At 34.2% G+C, this 20,287-nt stretch carries 20 protein-coding genes and 2 pseudogenes; 20 read left to right on the top strand and 2 right to left on the bottom strand.

What is annotated here, in order from left to right:
• Positions 1-19 precede the first annotated feature (19 nt).
• From MHH42_RS16215 to MHH42_RS16135, 17 genes and pseudogenes are all read left to right on the top strand, one after another.
• Entirely contained in the window at positions 20-1,375 is a 1,356-nt protein-coding gene (locus MHH42_RS16215; protein ID WP_165406227.1) for an aspartate aminotransferase family protein, read from the top strand.
• Positions 1,376-1,466: 91 nt separating this feature from the next.
• Positions 1,467-3,086 (top strand): amidohydrolase, encoded by a 1,620-nt coding sequence (locus MHH42_RS16210; protein ID WP_000642584.1) that lies wholly within the window; start codon positions 1,467-1,469, stop codon positions 3,084-3,086.
• 768 nt (positions 3,087-3,854) lie between these two features.
• The gene (locus MHH42_RS16205) at positions 3,855-5,090 is read left to right on the top strand and encodes a CapA family protein (protein WP_000903056.1); all 1,236 of its coding nucleotides are present in this window, start codon (positions 3,855-3,857) and stop codon (positions 5,088-5,090) included.
• 48 nt (positions 5,091-5,138) lie between these two features.
• The gene (locus MHH42_RS16200) at positions 5,139-5,870 is read left to right on the top strand and encodes a M15 family metallopeptidase (protein WP_000241997.1); all 732 of its coding nucleotides are present in this window, start codon (positions 5,139-5,141) and stop codon (positions 5,868-5,870) included.
• A 444-nt stretch (positions 5,871-6,314) separates the two neighbouring features.
• Positions 6,315-6,737, top strand: coding sequence for a hypothetical protein (locus MHH42_RS16195; RefSeq protein WP_000883458.1), 423 nt, complete (start codon positions 6,315-6,317; stop codon positions 6,735-6,737).
• 26 nt (positions 6,738-6,763) lie between these two features.
• Positions 6,764-7,069: a WXG100 family type VII secretion target gene (locus MHH42_RS16190; RefSeq protein ID WP_000014533.1), complete on the top strand. Its 306-nt coding sequence runs from the start codon at positions 6,764-6,766 to the stop codon at positions 7,067-7,069.
• Between the two features lie 22 nt (positions 7,070-7,091).
• Entirely contained in the window at positions 7,092-7,811 is a 720-nt protein-coding gene (locus MHH42_RS16185; protein ID WP_070173504.1) for a DUF5081 family protein, read from the top strand.
• Entirely contained in the window at positions 7,811-8,137 is a 327-nt protein-coding gene (locus tag MHH42_RS16180) for an MFS transporter (protein WP_070173503.1), read from the top strand. Before MHH42_RS16185 ends, MHH42_RS16180 begins: the two co-directional genes overlap by 1 nt.
• 32 nt (positions 8,138-8,169) lie before the next feature.
• Positions 8,170-9,927 carry an AHH domain-containing protein gene (locus MHH42_RS16175; protein WP_255253920.1) on the top strand — a complete coding sequence of 586 codons (1,758 nt, stop codon included), beginning with the start codon at positions 8,170-8,172 and terminating at the stop codon, positions 9,925-9,927.
• A gap of 22 nt (positions 9,928-9,949) precedes the next feature.
• The gene (locus MHH42_RS16170) at positions 9,950-10,459 is read left to right on the top strand and encodes an ankyrin repeat domain-containing protein (RefSeq protein ID WP_048529192.1); all 510 of its coding nucleotides are present in this window, start codon (positions 9,950-9,952) and stop codon (positions 10,457-10,459) included.
• Between the two features lie 137 nt (positions 10,460-10,596).
• Positions 10,597-10,788 (top strand): hypothetical protein, encoded by a 192-nt coding sequence (locus MHH42_RS16165; protein ID WP_079998551.1) that lies wholly within the window; start codon positions 10,597-10,599, stop codon positions 10,786-10,788.
• Positions 10,789-10,860: 72 nt separating this feature from the next.
• Positions 10,861-11,602 (top strand): annotated as a pseudogene (locus MHH42_RS16160) (HNH endonuclease).
• Between the two features lie 32 nt (positions 11,603-11,634).
• A complete protein-coding gene (locus MHH42_RS16155) occupies positions 11,635-12,027 on the top strand; it encodes an SMI1/KNR4 family protein (protein WP_340894752.1) in 393 nt (130 codons plus the stop codon).
• Positions 12,028-12,062: 35 nt separating this feature from the next.
• On the top strand, positions 12,063-12,539 hold the full coding sequence (locus MHH42_RS16150; RefSeq protein ID WP_340893601.1) for an SMI1/KNR4 family protein: 477 nt from the start codon (positions 12,063-12,065) through the stop codon (positions 12,537-12,539).
• Between the two features lie 490 nt (positions 12,540-13,029).
• Positions 13,030-13,640, top strand: a pseudogene (locus MHH42_RS16145) (DNA/RNA non-specific endonuclease).
• 2 nt (positions 13,641-13,642) lie between these two features.
• Entirely contained in the window at positions 13,643-14,128 is a 486-nt protein-coding gene (locus MHH42_RS16140) for an antitoxin YezG family protein (protein ID WP_070173498.1), read from the top strand.
• Between the two features lie 642 nt (positions 14,129-14,770).
• Complete coding sequence (locus MHH42_RS16135) at positions 14,771-15,097, top strand: DUF3895 domain-containing protein (protein ID WP_001071903.1); 327 nt, start codon at positions 14,771-14,773, stop codon at positions 15,095-15,097.
• A gap of 102 nt (positions 15,098-15,199) precedes the next feature.
• Here MHH42_RS16135 and MHH42_RS16130 read toward each other — a convergent pair whose 3' ends face one another.
• Positions 15,200-15,907, bottom strand: coding sequence for a DNA alkylation repair protein (locus MHH42_RS16130; RefSeq protein WP_070173497.1), 708 nt, complete (start codon positions 15,905-15,907; stop codon positions 15,200-15,202).
• Between the two features lie 366 nt (positions 15,908-16,273).
• On the opposite strand from MHH42_RS16130, the gene MHH42_RS16125 reads away from it, so the two are divergent.
• On the top strand, positions 16,274-16,732 hold the full coding sequence (locus MHH42_RS16125) for a hypothetical protein (protein WP_340893599.1): 459 nt from the start codon (positions 16,274-16,276) through the stop codon (positions 16,730-16,732).
• 171 nt (positions 16,733-16,903) lie between these two features.
• On the opposite strand, the gene MHH42_RS16120 is transcribed toward MHH42_RS16125, so the two are convergent.
• On the bottom strand, positions 16,904-18,148 hold the full coding sequence (locus tag MHH42_RS16120; RefSeq protein ID WP_070173496.1) for an MFS transporter: 1,245 nt from the start codon (positions 18,146-18,148) through the stop codon (positions 16,904-16,906).
• 226 nt (positions 18,149-18,374) lie between these two features.
• Between MHH42_RS16120 and MHH42_RS16115 the strand changes: the two genes are divergently transcribed.
• Together MHH42_RS16115 and MHH42_RS16110 are read left to right on the top strand one after the other, a co-directional pair.
• Positions 18,375-18,956, top strand: a complete 582-nt coding sequence (locus tag MHH42_RS16115; protein ID WP_000113325.1) for a TetR/AcrR family transcriptional regulator — start codon at positions 18,375-18,377, stop codon at positions 18,954-18,956.
• 467 nt (positions 18,957-19,423) lie between these two features.
• On the top strand, positions 19,424-20,080 hold the full coding sequence (locus tag MHH42_RS16110) for a uridine kinase family protein (RefSeq protein ID WP_053445829.1): 657 nt from the start codon (positions 19,424-19,426) through the stop codon (positions 20,078-20,080).
• Positions 20,081-20,287: the final 207 nt, after the last annotated feature.

Raw genomic sequence — 20,287 nt, 5'->3', positions numbered from 1 at the left:
AAAATCATAAACGGATAGAATGGAGTTGGTGATTGTGCAAGTGACAGAGCAAACACAAAGTTTGAAACAAGCAGATGAAAAGTACCTTTGGCATGCAATGAAAGGAGCATCCCCTAATCCAACGAATTTAATTATTACAAAAGCAGAAGGAGCATGGGTGACGGATATTGATGGAAACCGTTATTTAGACGGCATGTCCGGTCTTTGGTGCGTGAATGTTGGATATGGCCGTAAAGAGCTTGCAAGAGCGGCTTTTGAACAACTGGAAGAAATGCCATATTTTCCTCTGACACAAAGTCATGTTCCTGCTATTAAATTAGCAGAGAAATTGAATGAATGGCTTGATGATGAATACGTTATTTTCTTCTCTAACAGTGGATCGGAAGCAAATGAAACAGCGTTTAAAATTGCTCGTCAATATCATCAGCAAAAAGGTGATCATGGACGCTATAAGTTTATTTCACGCTATCGTGCTTATCATGGTAACTCAATGGGGGCTCTTGCGGCAACAGGACAAGCACAAAGAAAGTATAAATATGAACCACTTGGGCAAGGATTCTTGCATGTAGCACCGCCTGATACGTATCGTAATCCAGAAGATGTTCGTACACTGGCAAGTGCTGATGAAATCGATCGTGTCATGACATGGGAGTTAAGTCAAACAGTAGCCGGCGTAATTATGGAGCCGATTATTACTGGGGGCGGCATTTTGATGCCTCCTGATGAATATATGGCAAAAGTAAAAGAAATTTGCGAGAAGCACGGTGCGTTGCTCATTTGTGATGAAGTAATATGTGGATTTGGGCGGACAGGGAAGCCGTTTGGATTTATGAATTACGGTGTCAAACCAGATATCATTACGATGGCAAAAGGTATTACAAGTGCGTATCTTCCTTTGTCGGCAACAGCAGTTAAACGAGAGATTTATGAGGCGTACGTAGGCAGCGAAGATTATGATCGATTTCGCCATGTGAATACGTTCGGAGGAAACCCTGCAGCTTGCGCCTTAGCTTTGAAAAATTTAGAAATTATGGAGAATGAGAAACTCATTGACCGTTCCAAGGAATTGGGTGAACGACTGTTATATGAACTAGAGGATGTAAAAGAACATCCAAACGTAGGAGATGTTCGCGGAAAAGGTCTTCTTTTAGGTATTGAACTAGTGGAAGATAAGCAAACAAAAGAACCGGCTTCCATTGAAAAGATGAACAAAGTCATCAATGCTTGTAAAGAAAAAGGTCTAATTATCGGTAAAAATGGTGACACTGTTGCCGGTTACAATAATATTTTGCAACTTGCACCGCCATTAAGCATTACAGAGGAAGACTTTACTTTTATCGTTACAACAATAAAAGAGTGTTTAGCTCAACTTTAATTTGTTAAAAGGCGGAAGATCCTATTGAGAGATGTAACTGTAAATACGGAATGAATTACTCGAAAAGGGTAATTCCGAAAGGGTTGAGTTTATGAAAGCTGATGTTGTCTTGTTAAATGGAGAAGTTATTACAGTCGACCAAAAGAATACAGTAGTCGAAGCTGTGGCAATACAAAATAATCGTATCGCATTTGTTGGTTCAAATGAGGAGGTTAAGAGTTTTATAGGAGAAAAAACGGATGTAATTGACTTGCAAGGAAAAACGCTTCTTCCTGGATTCATTGATTCCCATCTTCACCTCATTTCTTATGGACAAAATCAGTTGGCTGTCAGTTGTAAAGCTGAACATATTGATTCTATCGAAGCTTTGTTAGATGACCTAAAAAAGAAGGCATTAGAAACGCCAAAAGGTGAATGGATACGTGCTTGGGGCTTTAATGAAACCGCTGTGAAGGAAAAGCGTTATCCAACAATTACTGAGCTGGATGACATTTCAGTTGACCATCCTATTATTATAACTCGTACTTGTCACCACATAAGCGTAGTGAACAGCAAAGCATTAGAAATTGCGCAAATTAACGAGAACACACCGAACACGAGTGGGGGAGTTATTGAAAAGGATCAGGCAGGAAAGCTTACAGGAAGGTTAATTGAAGCAGCAAATATGGAGATGAGTGAAGTTGCAAGTTATAAAGAAAGTGAAATGATGAAGGCTGTGAAAATTGCATCAGATCATTTCGTTGCAGCTGGTATAACGAGTATACATGACGCAGGTGGAGATGGACCTGAGAGTTTTCGTTTACTACAACGAGCTGTGAAGAGTAGGGATATTCGTGTCCGAATATATGCAATGATATGTCAAATAAATAACTCCCATGAATTTGTTAATAAAATGGTCGAAGCTGGTGTGATAACTGGTACGGGAGATGAGAGGTTCAAGGTTGGACCAGCTAAACTGTTTACAGATGGAAGTAGTACTGGACCTACAATTGCAACCCGTGAGTCGTATTCGAGTGATCGTAACAATTATGGCATTCTTTATTATAATGAGGAAGAAATTTATCAAGTGTTAGGCGAAGCACACAAAAAAGGTTATCAAATCACTGTGCATGCACAAGGTGATAAAGCTATTGAAATGTATTTAAATTGTGTAGAAAGGGCGTTAGAGGAATCACCAAGAAAAAATCATCGTCATCGAATCGAGCACGCGGGAATTTCTTCACCAGATTTACAAGAGAGAATGAAAAAACTTGAGATAGTTCCAATTCCAAACCCTCCATTTCCATATGAATTCGGAGAGATATATTTACGGCACTATGGTGATCGTGTTAATCATATGTACGCTGCTCGTGATTATATTGATCGAGGCATCATTGCAGCAGGTAGTTCGGATGCACCAGTTACCGACTATAACCCTTTATTAGGAATTCATGTTGCTGTCAATAGAAAAACGAAGTCTGGAATAGAGGTTGGTGTGAATCAATCTATAAGTGTAATGGAAGCTATTAAACTATACACATGGAATGGCGCTTATGCGAGTTTTGAAGAAGAGATAAAAGGAAGCATAGAGGTCGGAAAGTTGGCGGATTTAGTTATATTAAATGACAGCATTTTAAGTGTGAATCCAAACCAAATTAAAGATTTAAAAGTAGAAATAACTATTATTGATGGTGAAATTATTTATCAAGAAGAACAATCAGTGAAAATTTAATATTTCATCGTTTACATACCACGTAACTCTTGTAATGTTACGTGGTATTTTAGTTTGTTAGTTTTATGGAAATATAACGGTGCCATCGTATAGTCGTTTCATACCAGTATTCATTTACATAATTTTCGATATAGGAAATAACTATTTTTTTCTTTTAACTGTTGTTAATAGTACAGATTAACTTTTTTAATACTTGAGCTACATCATCTTTATCAATTGTACGATAGAGATAACGACTTCCTTTTTCATTTCTCCTAATTGTCTTCTTTATATGAATCGCAGGTGATATTGCTACTTTTTTAATATATTGGTAAAATAAGTTCTTGGGTCTTACTTATTGTGATTCGTATAATGATTGTCGCTCGACTTAAAGAAAATAGGTACAAAAATTTTGCACTATCTAAAGAGGGGACGTCAACGATTCCCTCTTTTTGGAGCCACTCACAAATGTAAAGCAAGAGAAGAGGCTATATCTCCTCTCTTGTTTAGATTAACCAGCTACTACAATTGGAACAGGTATATCAAATTCAATATATGGAGGATGTTGATTGGAATCTAGTCGGCATCCTGGTGGATAATGCTTTTTTAGCAATCTATCAATTCTAATAGAATCGATAGATTGTTAGAAAGTGGAAAACGGTTATCCGTATATTCCGAAGCAGATGTAACAGAGTGTCCTTCCATAATGAAGTGTAAAACCAAAATACGTTGTTTAAAAAGTTATTTGTTAAAATTGGTTATAAGTAATAGAACAGAAAAGAGGATTACATGTTACATAATTTACAGAGAAGTAAAAATAAATTTTTATTATGTCTTATTTTTTTAGTACTTTTAACCGCTTGTGATAATACAGATGTTAAGTCATCTAAAGCTTCATCACCACCGGCTCAATCAAATACAGATACATCATTAAAAGCACCAAATTGGGTAGAGAAAAGTCCTATTCAACAGTCTCCTAATTTTATTGAAGATAAAAAAGTAAAATCGGTTGTGAATGTAATGGCAACGGGTGATAATTTATATCATGATGCAGTAATTAAAGATGGCAAACAAAAAGACGGTTCATATGATTATCACTATATTTATGAAAATATCAAAAAAGCTGTTCAATCAAGTGATCTTGCTATAGTGAACCAGGAGACTCCGATAGCAGGAAATAATCTAAAAGTACAGGGATATCCGACTTTCAATACACCTGAAGAAGTAGGTCAATCTTTAGTGGACACTGGATTCAATATAGTGACGCAAGCGACAAATCACGCTATGGATATGGGTATTAAAGGTGTTGCGAATACAAGAGAATACTGGAAGAAATATCCGGATGTTATCCCATTAGGCATTAATGAGAATCAAAATGAGCGTAATGAAATAAAAACGATTACAAAAAATGGTATTCGTTTTGCGTTACTAAATTATACATACGGTACGAATGGAATTAAAATTCCAGCTGATAAGTCTTGGGCATTAAATGTAATGGATAAAAAAGCGATACAAAATGATGTGGAAAAGGCAAAGAGTAGCTCTGATATGGTGATTGTTATGGTGCATTGGGGAGTAGAATATACCTCTACACCTTCAAAGCAACAAAAAGAAGTTGCTCAATATTTAACAGATTTAGGTGTAGATGTAGTAATTGGAAATCATCCACATGTAATTCAACCAATTGAGTGGAAACAAAATAAAGATGGACATGAAACGCTAATCTATTATTCTCTTGGAAATCTTATTTCTGCTCAAGAAAAATTAGAAACATTGGTAGGAGGATTATCTTATATACAATTTGTTAAGTATGAAGATAAAACTTTTGGTATACGACAAGCGGCACTCGTACCGACAGTAACCGACTATGCTGATGGTAAGAAACAATTTAAAATTCAATTTTTAAAAGATTATTCGGATGAAGATTCTAAAAATCATGGGATTAAAAAATTTGTCGGCCCCGTTTCTTTAGAGAATTTCAAGGAGATTCCTAGAGATGTGTTGGGAAATTGGTATAAAGACTAATAAACAAAAAGGGAATGAGATACAATTAAAAAATTTATAATTTTAGCATTGGTATTGGCAATGGGATGGAGCCTTGCTGCTTGTAGTGGAAAGCAAACATCTCAGGAAACTACTAATAATAACGATAAAAATAAAAATGAGATAAATGCGAATAAAAAAGATGTTTTACCTATCTCTGATGTTAATGATTGGAGAATTATCCTTGTAAATAGAGAGCATATGTTATCAAAGGAACTAGGAATTGAATTAACAAGTATTACCCAAAATGCGAAGCCAAATATGAAAATAGATAGTAGAATTGCAACTTCCTATCAGGATATGGTAGCAGCTGCAAAAAAAGAGGGAATCAATCTTTATTTAAGATCAGGTTATCGAGCTATAAAATTACAACAAACTTATTATGATGCTTCAGTTAAAAGCTATAAATCTCAAGGTTTGTCGGATAAAGAGGCTAGTGCTAAGGCATTGGAATATCTTCAGTATCCTGGTGCAAGTGAACATCATACGGGATTAGCGTTAGACATTATTTCAGTTGAATGGCAGAATACGGTAGAAGATTTAAATGCAAAATTTGAAACGACTGATGCATTCAAATGGTTAGATAAGAATGCTGCAGAGTATGGGTTTACTCTCCGCTATCCGAAAGATAAAGAGAATATTACTGGCATTAAGTATGAGCCATGGCATTATCGTTATGTAGGAAAAGAAGTTGCTGTGTATCTAAAAGAAAAAGGGTTAACTTTAGAAGAGTATAGCGAAAAAATTAAGTCAGGCAAGTAAAAATACACTTGGATTCTATTAAAAATTATGCACTGCCACAGGAAAAGGTGGATCTGAGGATGTGTTAACCTTCCGCCTAGTATTGTAAAAACTGTGTATGATAATTTGAGCACGTATGAACCAGTTATCGTATGAAACGATGTATGTATTAAGGAATTAAATTTATAAAAGAAGCAATGAAAAAGGATCTGATATTTATATCAGATCCTTTTTCATTCGTAACATAGAATACTTACTTAATTAGGCCTTAAAGACTGCCTGCTTTTCAGGTATTACAATTGAAGAAAAATGCGAAAGCTATTTATAAAATATGGAAATGTTAAAACCCCTTTGATAAAATAGCAATATGCAAAAATAATTATTTGTTAATTCTTAATGTAATGAATATTCATGTTTATATATACGAATTTAACTACATAATTATTGTAATAAAGGGGGAGAAAGATGTTAGATGAATTGTACAATGCTTTTTTAAATGCGTCTGGTTTTACAGAAAGTGCGAGGAAACGAGATCGGTATGATGATTTACATGATTATTTAAAAGATAAAGAAAGAGAGTTAAAGCAATTCATTCAAGAGGCTGAATCAGCGAAGAGAGATTATGAGAGTAAAAGTAATGGCTTGGAAGCTAATAAAATTCCGGCAGTTGAATTTGAACAAAAACGTCATGAAAAGGATGAAGAATTAAATACATTAGTATCCTATTTTAAAAGTGCATTAAGCGATGTTGGATCTGCAAAAGGTACAGCTTATGCAAAGTATTTGGAATATAAAGCTAAAGCAGAAGCGGAGAAAGCGTCAGCATACGCTGCAGCGACTAAGGCTTTTGAAGAAAAGAAAAAGGAAATTGAAAAACTTATCCATTAAGCATACAAAGAATGGAGGGAACCAACATGAGTGGTAAAGAGGTTGAAATTATAGGAAGTAACACTGCAAGTGCCATTTCTTACGCACAAAACATAGAAAATGGTATGAAGGATTCTTTAAACGAAGCGAAAAACTTAAAAGCATACGTTACATGTGCGAACTGGAATGGAAAAACGAGAGATGCCTTTTTAAGTTATCTAGATTTAATCATTCAATATAACTCAGAACTGGTAGATGCATTTGAAGGACATACGAAAGCTTTGAAAGAGTTAGATAAAAGTATTCAAACGTACGGAGATAGATCGGAAGTAAGGGCGATAAAACAGTTGTGATGGAGAAATGAGGGATAAAAGAATGGGAAAAGAAAGGAATTTTGCACCAGCTGAATTATATGTTCTCGCAGGTGCAGCCGGGGTTACGGATATATTTGGATTGCCAAACCGTGACGTAATTATTTTACTTGATGAAGAATGTGTCACGAAAGCAACTATGAGTTTAAAAGAAAAAGGCTTACTTACAAGTGAAAATGGAATTACCTCTGCAGCTTTTCAAATGATTGAGCTATTAAAGGAATATGAAAATTGTCATGAATACACGAGAATGAATAATGTATTAATTGGCTTTTTGAAACATGATAAAGACCGAGTGGCTGTATTAACAGAAGTAGAGCCAAATAAAAAATACGAGATCGACTACATACCAAAGCCAGACGTATATTTTTCATTATTAACACGCATCCCTTTCTTATTGAGAGAACCGAGAGAAATAGAAGATACATTTTTCTCAAAGAGAATGACAGAGGCAGAACAACAAACATTTGAGGGAAAAGATTTATCAAATAAAGACGTTATAGCGATAGAAACGTATACGAGGCCTCGAAGTAATAGAGGAGGAAAATGGGAATGTTTCTTATATTTCACTGAAGGAGAAGATTTCGTTCAAATAGATGTAGATCGTAATCGATATGACTGGGTGAGCCTCTATGCGGTTAATAAGAAATTGTATGACGTGTTAAAAATGCCATATAAAAAGTTAATTGACCCGAGACAATTCTCGTTAGGAGGTATTCAATAATGCAAGTATCAATGGGAGATAGTGGTTCTGGTGGTGGAGAAGAAGTATTAGTTAATTTTCAAGAACTACTTGATATAGTAATGAAGTTAGAAAATATATATAAAATCCATGTAGACGTCATTGGAACAAATATTGAGAGTTTATTAAGCAGTGATTTTTATCAAAAAGGTGAAGCGATGAGAGTAATTGAAAAATATCCTGATATATTACACAAAACACTTGAATTGTCTGAACACTATTTGAGGTCGGCGAAAGTTGTAGGAAATGTATGTGTAGAAATGCTTGAAAAGGACGAACAATTACGTGAAAGATTAAGTAAGTTGTAGAAATCACCATACGGCTGGGGGATGAAAACGAAATGGATGTGAAATATAGACCTGAACCATGGCAAAACATGGGAGATGGTATGAATCGAATTACAAAAGATGCACTCATGAAATTACGGGAAGCAAATGAATCATTAAAAAGAATTGATGGAAGAATACGAGATTTAGACTCAGATGGTAGTATACATTTTAGCCCAAAAGATCAATCGCAAAAAATAGGGGAATTACTTGATAGCTATTCGACATTACAAAAATATTGCGGAGAAGCAGGGCGATTGGTGTCTGAACATATAGATAAACCTTTTTTAGTAGAAATGGATAAATTCGCTCAAAAAATGAGAGATACATCTATTCTTAGCTTCGAAACAAATAACCGAATTGGCTCTACAACAACGACAGTATTACCAGATGCGCACGCGGGATACGGAAGTGTACCGCAAACAATACAAACAAAAAAAGATAAAATAACTGTAGAAGATATTTTTAAAGATTCACCTGCATTTGATAACGTACTGAAAGCGGAGTACAAAGAACTAAAAAAACAAAACCCAGATGCAAAACTAAATTATGAAGAATACAAGAAAGTAGTCCCATCCACACGAGGATTTGAATACAAATCGATAGAAGATGAACAGAAAAAACTAGAAATGATACGAGACATAGGAATAGGCGCAGGAATCATCATCACAACAATCCTTTGTCCACCACTCGGGGCCGCTGCCGCAGTTGTATACGGCGCTGTACAAATAAAAAGCGGTATCGATGGAGAAGACTGGGGAACACACCGGAAATTGAGCCAAGAAGAGCGGGTAGGAAACATCATTTTTGGCGGATTAGATGCAATCCCAGTTGTTGGAGCAGTAGGAAAAGGAGTAAAAGCATTCAAAGGAACGAGTGAATTAGCTGATTTAGCCAAATTATTAAAATTCAAAGAAGGAATGCCTGGTTTTAATCCAAATTTGGGTAAAAATGTGGTACAATCATTGCGTGATAATAAAGCTACTATGCTTGACCGTTTGAAACTAGCAAGCCTTAAAATGGAGAAATCTGGAAATGAAAAGATGTATCAACTTGGCGAAAAAATAGCCAAAAGCATAGATGATAGGACAGCCAAATCAGCAAGTTTTGAAGTTGACGGAAATGGCTTACTAATATCTAAACAAGGTGGTACAGATTTCCAAAGCAGGGTGAATAAGCATCATACAGAAAGTAATAAGATTATAGATGATAAGATTAAGGGTGTAGAGGCTTCTCTTGCTAGTAAGGGTACGGGTAAAACCGTAAGTGATTATCTTGATGATATAATTGTGAATGGGAATGTCGATGCCGCTAAGATGAATAAACTAAAAAATGCTATTCAAAATAATACTTTTAGTGTAGATGAGCTGTCTGAGATTAGTAAAAAGATGTCTGATTTAGGCATTACTAAAGAATATAATGAAGCATTAATTAAAATTGATTTTGGTAAGTACCTTAGAGGACTTATAGGTGACCCACCTGCTGCTATGATAAAACCACATGCACATCATATTTTATTTAAAAAAGGCCTTCGTCAGAAGCAACAAGAACTGGTTCGAGAAGGTCAAGAAATATTAAGAAGGTATGGAATAGATCCAATAATTGGTAAAGAAAACCTTGTTTGGGCACCAAATGCTGTAATAGGACAACATAGTTTTGATGCTTTGGAGAATGTCGTAACTCGATTAAGGGCTGTTGAATTTGAGGGTGGTGAGCTTGACGATATCGTTGAAGCTCTTGAAGAATTAGGTGAATTAGCTAGCAGAAGATAATTGAATTTAAGGAGGATATGTTTTGGATAAAAAAATTGTAAACAAAGCAATAAGGAATGCAATTAAATTGGGGGATACTAATGAAGTAAAACAATTAATAGGTGATGATAATGAAATTTTAAACACAATGACTTCATTTGGCACGTGGTTACATGTAGCTGCCAAGAAAGGACACCTTGAAATAGTTGAGTATCTAATTAATAAAGGTATAGATATTGATGCTAAAGGTGGTACATTTGATGCTTCTGCATTAAATTTAGCAGCAGGAGAGGGGCATTTGGAGATAGTAAAGTATTTAATAGAGACCGGCGCAGAATTAGATGTGAGCTTAGCGAAAAGAAATCCATTATTTGGAGCAATTTATGGTGGGCATAAAGAAGTAGTTGAGTTTCTAGTTGAAAAAGGAATAGATATTTCAATTAGATATACTGGAGAGAGTATTAAGAATTTGGATGCATATGAATATGCTAGAGAATTTGGGCAAACTGAAATTGCTGAATATTTAAAGCAGAAGATGGATGAAAAAAAATAAACTGTTAAAAAAGTAAATACTCTATGATGGTTGTACCATCATAGAGTATTACGTGCAATGATAGAATAGAAAACGAAGTATGAGCTTAGGTAAGATGACATTTTACTTGGTGGCGAATATAAACACATGGATTGTATATTAAACTAACGAACTCGTACAAACTCGTAAGTTTTAACGTAGTAGTTGTTACCACATATAAAAGGTGTCAAACTGTTACTACAAAACTTACAAATTTATGCTATTTAAAAATACATGAACTTAAAGCACTTGATTGTCGACTAAAGGCAATGAGTGCTTTTTTAATAGATAAGCATGCTATAAATTTATAAAAATTATTTTTGTGAATTAAGGCCAACCCAAATTACTGGTATTATATAATTGGAAATACATTAGCAAAAGGTGTGGACTCCGTAACCCCATTCGTTAAAGGTGTAGAAATACTGCCAGATGGAAGTGTCGTTAGATCTGGAACGAACTATAGCGGGAAATTCCAAGAAGCTCATGATGCCTCAAAGGCGAGTATTCAGAGTAGGATTTCGAATTTGGAGAGTGGTGGGGTTAAGGGTACGGGTGAAGGTACTCAAACTAAAAAAATTAAATCGACTAATGAAAGAACTGCAGAATATGAAGAAGCTATGACAAAAGCAGCTAGAGATTTACCTCCTTATAGTAGAAAACCTAATAAACCAAGAGATTTTTGAAGAAAAAGTAGTAGATGATTCTACAGGAATTACTACTTATACATTTACATTTAAGAAAAATGCGGAAACTTATAAAGTTAAATATGATAAAGATGGTTACCCAATTTTTAATTCAAAATATGAAACATCTTTATCAGAGTCATATCATATAGAGCCTGACTCAGTGCAGTTAAAATATCTCTCACAAAAATTATAGGACGATATAATGAAAGATCCAAACTTAGCAAAACAATTCAGCCAAACAGATATTGAGTTATTCAAATTAGGTAAGAAGCCAAAATCAGTCACATGGCATCATCATCAAGAGACTGGTAAAATGCAACTTGTTGATTACTATGAACATCAGGTTGCGGGTCATACAGGTGGTAGAGCAATTTGGGGTGGTGGAGATGACGGTAGAACAGGTAAACTGAAGAAAATTATTTTGGAGATGATAAAATGAGCTGAGTAACTTGGCTATTTACGGATGGAGCGATAGATGAGCAAGTAATTATTGCTGTGGAGAATTCATTTGGTGTCAGATTTCCAGATGACTACCGTGAATGCATTAAAAAAAATAACGGTGGTTATCCTGAGCCTAATATTTATGATATTAATGATGATGAGGGTGGAGCAGTCTTTGATTGTCTATTAAGTTTTACAAGCAAAGATGCAAATATAGAAGTTGTTTATGAATTAACTTCACTTCCGGAAGGTATTATTCCATTTGCAAGAGACCCATTTGGGGGGCTTATTTGTTTTAATTACTGTGATACTAAAGATTCTCCGTCAGTAGTTTTCTATGATCAGGAATCAGTGAATGAGGATAAAATTAAATTAATATGTGACTCTTTTTCTGAATTGATTGAGAGATTATACTCTGATTGAGAAAAACAAAATGAACAGGAAAGAAGGTTAATTGTATGAGGAATTTAGATTTTGAATATACTTTTACCCCTATTGGCATTGAAGATATCGAAGATTTCGAAAATAAGTATGGTATATTGTTACCTGATGATTATAAACAATTTTTGCTGTCTAAAAATGGAAGAAAAACTGAGCAACGAAGATTTAAAACTAATGATACAACTAAGAAAGGCGTAATAACATCGTCTGTTTCAATGTTTTTTCCTCTATCAATAGAAAATGAAATAAATCTAGAAGAGAAATTAAGAAGTTATAATTTGATGCAAGTGGTACCAAGTAATTTTCTTCCAATTGGAATTGACCCCGCGGGGAGTTTGATTTGTTTATCAATTGATGGGAAAGATAGAGGTAGTGTATATCATTGTGATATGGATTACTTTGAAGAAGATAACGAGTTAAGAGAGGAATACATCCGACTAATTTCTAAAAGTTTCTCTGAATTTGTGGATAATTTATATATTCCTGAAAACTAATGATAGGATTTTATTGATTGGAATTAGTTAATAGTTGGTTAATCTCTTTAATTTAAACGGGGCTTTCTTTATGGTCTAACGACCTAGAGAAAGCCTCTTCTTTTTCCCCGAATTATTTAAAAGTACAACATAGGGGACGGGTGAAGTTCCTAAAGTTAATCCGAAAATTAAAGTGAATTTTAAGACTGGTTATGATAAGCATTTAATTGAAGTAAAAGGTTTTAAAGCAAAACCGACTATAGGTATAAAAGGTGGATACAACCTTGAAAACTTTGAATAGTACATTTTAGACAACTTCGGTGATCCGATAAAGAATATTAATCAAGGTGTAACAAAAACGCCACATCCGGATATTCTAGGTATTTATGAAGTTAAATACAAGCTCCCTGTTTATGACGGAATGAGCACGGCTTAACGGTGGAAAAAGGAATATCAGAATGTTCCAATTCCTGTTAAGGTTAGGCTTAGTCAAACGGCTGATTTATTCGGATTGAGGTCCCTCCAAGTTGATACGGAAAAGCTTGGAAATCTAATTAGCAAGTTCGAAAGGAAAGTCGATGAAGTTCCTAAGGGTACGGGTAAGAATAGTGAGATAACTGAAATAACAGGAGAAAATTTTGGGGAACACATCATTAAAGGGAAGAATGGAAGGAAGAACTTACACCAAACGTACGTTATATTACTGAGGAGAATTATAAATATACAACAGATGAACTTGGTAGAATAATAGATGTAAATGCGGAAGAGTTAATACTTCAAAAAGGAACGCGAAACCCGGGAATGCAAGTGGCAGCAGGTCGACAAGATAGATTGGTTGATGATGATGGTGGACACTTGATAGGAACTCAGTTTCGTGGTTCGGGAGATATTGATAATTTGCTTGCTCAGAATAGGCAAATTAATCGCTCTGGTGGAGAGTGGTACAAGATGGAGACTGAGTGGACAAACGCTCTGAAAGAGATTCCCCCAAAAAAAGTATCTGTAAAAATTAAGCCAGTTTTTGTTGGGACTTCATTAAGACCAGATTCATATAAAGTAGTTTATGAAATTGAAGGTAAAGGAATATTTAAGAAAACCATTGAAAATAGAGCAGGAGGTTGAGTATGGAAAAGGAAATGAATAGATTATATAGAGAGATAGCTGAAACAGTTAATGAAATGATTCCAGAAGATTGGAATAAATTTTACTTTTATGCTCAAATATCAGAAAATGGGGGAGGAACTTACTTTTTTTATAATACACTTGAAAATAAGCAATATAAATATAGTGTAGAAATTCCTTTCAAATATCAAATTGATGAAGATGAATTTGAGAGAAAAGAAGATGTTTTATATAAATTGAGTAAGGAACTTAGAAAGGCTTTTAAAGATAATGAGCAAGAACTTTGGTATTGTTTTACAATTTACCTAGAGAGTAGTGGGAAATTTAAGTTACATTATGATTATACAAATTGGTTTGATACGGAATATAGTTTTAGTGACCAAATGATTATTTGGAAAAATAAATACTTAGGCGAAGTACCAAATGATGAAAATTATAAAGCGTTAATCGATAAGTATTATAGTGAATTTCCGAATAATCCTATTTAACTAAATAAAAGACAGAAAAAATAATAGGCTGTTTGAAAATACATACTCCATGATGGGTGTACCATCATAGAGTTCTGTGTGCAATGATAGAATAGAAAATAAAGTACGAGCTTAGGCGAGATGACATTTTAATGGGTGATGAATATAAACACATGGAATGTATATTAAACTAACGAACTCGTACAAACTCGTAAGTTTTAATATAGTATTTGTCATGATGTACAAAAGGTGTCGTACTGTTACTACAAAACTTACAAATTTACGCAACTTAAAAACATATGAGCTTAAAGCACTTGATTGTCAATTAAAGGAAAAAAGTGCTTTTTTGCGTTTTAGCATAGAAAATTTATAGGAAATTATAATTTTGTTATGTAAACTTTTTCTCTTTTTTACATGGTTTATAAAACTAAAAAGGAGATAAATATTCACTATTACTCTCATTCCTGTTATAAAAAATTCTACAATAGAAGACAGAACGTATATTTGGTATAATCGAAACATACTATATGGAATTACGGACATGAGTTTGAAATTCATGTAATAAGGTAAGTACTACATAACAATACATAATATTTAAAGTTCCAGTACATATAGGATTCAGTTCATGTTATATAAATCAATTGTGAGAAAGGAAAAGATGTAATGAATCAAATTTCATTTGAAGATTTATTTGAAGAAGAAAAAGAGAAGGTGGAGGTAGCTGAGATACCTGTACCGTTATCGCCATTGCAAAAAGCTATTTTGGAATTACTTAATTCTGAAGAAATAAGTGCACTTGAGCTATGCGAACGATTAATACGATCTGGTAAAATACCCGATGAAAGATTCACAACAAATAAGCCTAAAGCATATGGTCAAGTATGCTTAATATTAGAAGGTTTTGTTAAAGAAGGAAAACTTATTTTTATCAAAGATGATGAGAAAAGAGATAGAGTATATAAATTGAAAGAAGAAGTTTTAGATGTATAGAGGGAAATGAATGATTGGTTCTCTTTAACTTTGAGTCCCATTAATCTAGTAATGTCCATAAAAAAAGGTGTCAATCTCACTTAGATTGACACCTTCATACTTTTAACACCTTACATATTTACGTTTGAAACCAAGTCTGCCTCTATCAAGTTCTTTTTGAATACTTTCTGAAGCATTTAGTAAACTGCTTTTTTTCTTATCACGTTTTACTTCAACTATACCAACTTCTTTTGCAGTCTCAACTGCCTTTTCGTGTAGCGGTACATATGAAATTGCCACAGTGTTTAGGAAATTATTCATAGCGGATTTTGTTCGTTCTGGAGAATGATGAATTGTATTTTTCACCATTTCAAGCATATCGGAAATTTTGCTTTCAGAAAACTCATTGTCTTTGCGATTCCCTAAAAGCCAGCAGTAGCAACTCCAGCCTGCAGACATTTTAAGCTCATCCCCACTTGTAATCCATTTATCAGCAACATCTTGTGCAATATTTGCCTCTGATAAAGTTACTGCCACTACATAATCGGATAGCATATAAAAATATGCCCCGTCCATCCAGCGATCAAAATCAGACTCACTCATAGATTTTGGATCTGCAATAATGCCTGCAAAGTACATAGCATCGTAGTTACCTGTGGCATAAAGTTCCTCAGCCAACTCTTGATTTAATTTTATTTTCTTAGCGATTGGTTTCATAGCGCCCGTAGCTACGCCGAAAACTGGCTCGTGTGCACCGTTAGATATGTATATTTTTTTCGTTCTTTCCTTACCGAGGGATTCAAGCTCTTGCATAACTGTTTTAAAATCCATAGCTGTGCACTTCCTTCCTTAATATAAAGACCATTTTAATTGTAATGATATAGTTTATAATTTTTTATCGAGTTTTCCATACCTCTCAAATTTAATACTAATCGTATGTGAGTAGGATGTCTACTTTCTATAATTCCTTGGCAATTCAGTTTGTGATTTTGACCTTCCATCTAATTATAATCATGAGAATATTACATTAAGGTAAACGGGAAAGAGACAAAATAGATGTATAACTTTCCGCATCGGTTTTTAAAGTGGGAGAATGTAAATAATATTTTATCTTTGGCATCTTCTCTGTAGTGTTATGTTATTATTTGGTAAGGGGATAAATGGAATTTAAAGTTAAACATGTGAGGTTGGTTACAAATGATAAAGAAATTTACTAGAGTAGTATTAATAGTGGTTATGCCAATCAGTCTTATTACAGGTTGTGGGGCTACTGAAAAAACGGAAGCACAAAAGCCGAAAGTGGTACAATCTGAGAAAAAAGACTATATGGATTATTCATATGGTAGCAAAGGTATATTAGTAAGTGGCAAAGCGAAAGAACGGCAACAATACGAGATTGGATATATGGATGATAATAAGTTAATTGGGATTGACGAAAGTATTGAGGACTGCATTATTTTAGATAATAAAGATGAAGCAGGTCTCATTTGGAAACAAATAGAGCGTGGATCTATTATTGAAGTGCAATATGGTAAAGACCGAAAAGACATCGTAGGGGTACAATTAGTAGAAGATCGTAAGCCATACGAAATTAGTGATAAGTTTGATCGAAATACGATAAATGAGATTGTTGGACAAGTTAAAGGTAATTTGTAATAGAGGTATTTCGTTAGTATAGGAACCATTAACATGACATGGCGAATCGCATACATAAAAGTTTGGAATCAACGGCATTTTTAATATGAAAATGCCGTTGATTTATTTTAAAAAGTAAATGGTATTCTATAGTCTTGTAGAAAAATGCATATTAGAAAATATATAAATGAATTATTCTTTTTTTAGTTGTGATGATTGCTGTAAGGTCATTGCCCAAAATAAAAGAGCAAAAGCACTAACGGATACACCTAATAGGCATACTCCGTTCCATCCGTATTTTGCATAAACATTTGTTGAAAGAATGGCACCCGTTGCACTACCGATAGAATAAAAAATCATGTAACTGGCAGTGATTCGACTTCTTGCTTCAGGGCGCACTGTGAAAAGCATACTTTGATTGGTGACATGTACAGCTTGCACAGCTAAATCTAAAAGGATAATGCCGAAAATTAGTAACAATAGAGAGTAGTTAATAAATTTAATTAGGAGCCATGAAAGTACTAATAAAGATAAGGCTATGCCAGTTGTTCGTTGTCCTAATCCTTTATCAGCTAATTGTCCCGCTTTCGTAGCAGCTAATGCACCTGCAACTCCAGCAAGGCCGAATGCACCAATAGCTGTATGTGATAGATTATGAGGTGTAGCACTTAGAGGTAATACTAAAGAAGTCCATAAAATACTGAATGAAGTGAAAATGAGCAATGCTAATATTCCGCGAATGCGTAAGAATCGTTCTTCTACAAATAATAAGAGAACAGAACGGATTAATTTTCGGTAAGGCATAGTTGTCATTCTTTTCTGTTCAAGAGTAGGTAAATTCCGATGTAATAAAAAAGATACGAAGAGTAAAAGGGTAGCGGAGGTGAGATAAACGGACCGCCATCCAGCTATATCTGTTAATGTGCCTGCAAATGTACGAGCAAGGAGAATACCTATTACAACGCCGCTTGTCACGAAACCTACTATGCGTCCACGTTCTGCTGGATTAGCTAAAATTGATGCGTATGCGACGAGAGTTTGCGTAACAGTTGCAAGAAGTCCTACTAAGGCCATACCTATAAAAAGTATGGTGCTGGAGGGAGCGATCCCGATTACAATTAAAGCGAAAACAGATAAAAGCATTTGAACAATAATGAGTCTCTTTTGGTTTAATAAGTCACCAAGTGGAACGAATAAAAGTAATCCGAGTGCATAACAAACTTGAGTAATCGTAATCACAATACCGATAGTTGAATGACTAATCTTAAATTCATTTGATAAAGAATCAAGTAGTGGATGAGCGAAGTATATATTCGCCACAACCATCCCGCAAGCTATTGCGAATAATAGAGTCATATAGCGTGACATGGTTGCATGAATAGGTGAATGTATATGAGTATGTTTTAGAGTGGTCATCATTTTTTCTTTGCTACTCATAAAATCAGCTCCTTTTTGTGTGATTGGAAATAACGTACCGAACGGTATGTTATTTCGTAAGTAAAATATAATCTCGAAGAAATAGATATGTCAAGTTTATTTTGAATTAATAACGTTTTCTTTTGACATATCGTTTATAATTTAATACGATGTATAATATACTGTTCGGTACATAAAGTGATAATGTATAATCTTAAAAAATAGATGGAGAAGGAGAGGGTTTTAAATGGCTCGACTACGCGAATTTGATGAAGAAAAAGCTTTGGATGCTGCTATGCAACTTTTTTGGGAGAAGGGGTACGCTGCTACTTCATTAAGTGATCTAACTGCTAAAATGGAAATACAAAAGCCGAGTTTATATTCAGCCTTTGGTGATAAAGAGGGTTTATTTGAAGCGGCATTAAGGAGATACACAAATTTACATGCGGCTCGTATACGAACAAAACTTCAAAGCGGAAAATCTGTAAAAGAAGCAATTCGGACATTGTTTGAAAATATAGTGGAAGAAGAATATAAAAAAGAATTAAGTAAAGGTTGTTTTTGTATTAACACAATGGTTGAGCTTGCTCCTCATAATGAAAAGTTTGAAGTGCTAACTAGAGAACATCAAATGTATCTCTCAGTTATATTTCAAGAATTAATTATGAAAGGAATTCAGTCCGGAGAACTGGAAAGTGATTTGAACGCTAAAGCAGTAGCGCAAACATTAGTTACGTCTTTAATAGGATTAACAGTATTAATGAAATCACGCCCAGAACGTTCCGTTATAGATAATTCGGTATGTATAATCGTATCGTTACTAAAATGATTTGTAGAAGTGTATTTCAACTAACCTTATTAATAGTAGCCACTTTCATTTATAAGTTTTCAATCGTCAAGTACTGGATTATCTACGAAGAAAATTCAGTACTTTTATTTTCGGAAACAATATAATTTTATAGGTGTACACAGTATAAGAAGATTGTAGGAGGCGTGTGTAATTAAAAATTAGACGAGAATAAAACATTATATAGCCCCTTCAAAGCCCCTCATAAGCACCTACCAAGTAATAAATCACTAAGAAAAAACAAAACAAAAACAACTACAAGAACAAAACAAGCGCGAAAACATAAAAACGTCGTTGTAAGTGTTCACAAATAATATAGTTGTATAAAATTAGAGATGGTACGATGGATAATTATGCTATTTTTTCTTTCATGTATAATAAGATGAGGGGACATCTCAATATTTAACTAATTAAAATAAGGGCAGTATATCAGTAAAAGGGGGAGAAGGATGGATAAGTTATTGCAAGAAATCATAAATTGGATTAGTAGGACTAATGAACAGGTTGTTATTGGTGTTTCAGGACATGGCGCTGCTGGAAAAACAACGTTTGCTAATATGCTTGTAGACCTACTAGATCAAAATGAAGTGAATTATATTAATACAGATCCATATATTGTTAGTTCAGACATACGAAAGCATGCAATTATTGACTATACATATCAAAACGAAAATCATCATTATAAAATGACGGCTTGTCATCCATCAGCGCATCATTTGTCTGCTTTAGAAAGAGATGTTCAGATGGTAAGGGCTGGTTTAGATTTTTATACGATAGATACGCATTATATGAAAAGCGAGTTAATTTCTTCAAAAAACAAAGTGACAATTGTAGAAGGAATGTGTGTCGCATTTATTAATCCCAATCTATTTGATTTAAAAATTTACTTCTATACAGATGATGAAACGGAATTAATGAGAAGGTCTAGCCGAGATATTGCTGAAAGGGGAGCCGATATCAATTATTTAAGGCGGTCTCATGCAGAACGTCGGATTCAGTATAAAGTGTTTATGCATCCATACAGTCAACGTTTTGATATTATTATTAAAAGTTCCGATGAAGCAATATGTCTAGAAAAAAATACATTTGAGTTTTATAAAGTTTAAATGCAAATACTCTATTTGTTATGTTTATTATGAGGGTTCATTTTCATTATTTGGTTCTCAAATGAAGAAACTTTATTATTCACCTAAAAATCCATTGTCTATGAAACAACTAGATTTTTAAACGACTTTAATAGACATCTGTCATTTACATAGACAGATGTCTATTGTATTTTTGGTAGCAAGATTAAATAACCTTTTTGTTACTTT

The sequence above is a fragment of the Bacillus sp. FSL L8-0099 genome (genome assembly GCF_038006385.1).
GTDB classification, from domain to species: Bacteria; Bacillota; Bacilli; order Bacillales; family Bacillaceae_G; genus Bacillus_A; species Bacillus_A toyonensis.
The sequence above is the reverse complement of the archived record's forward strand: the minus strand, read 5'-3'. Positions and strand labels throughout refer to the sequence as shown.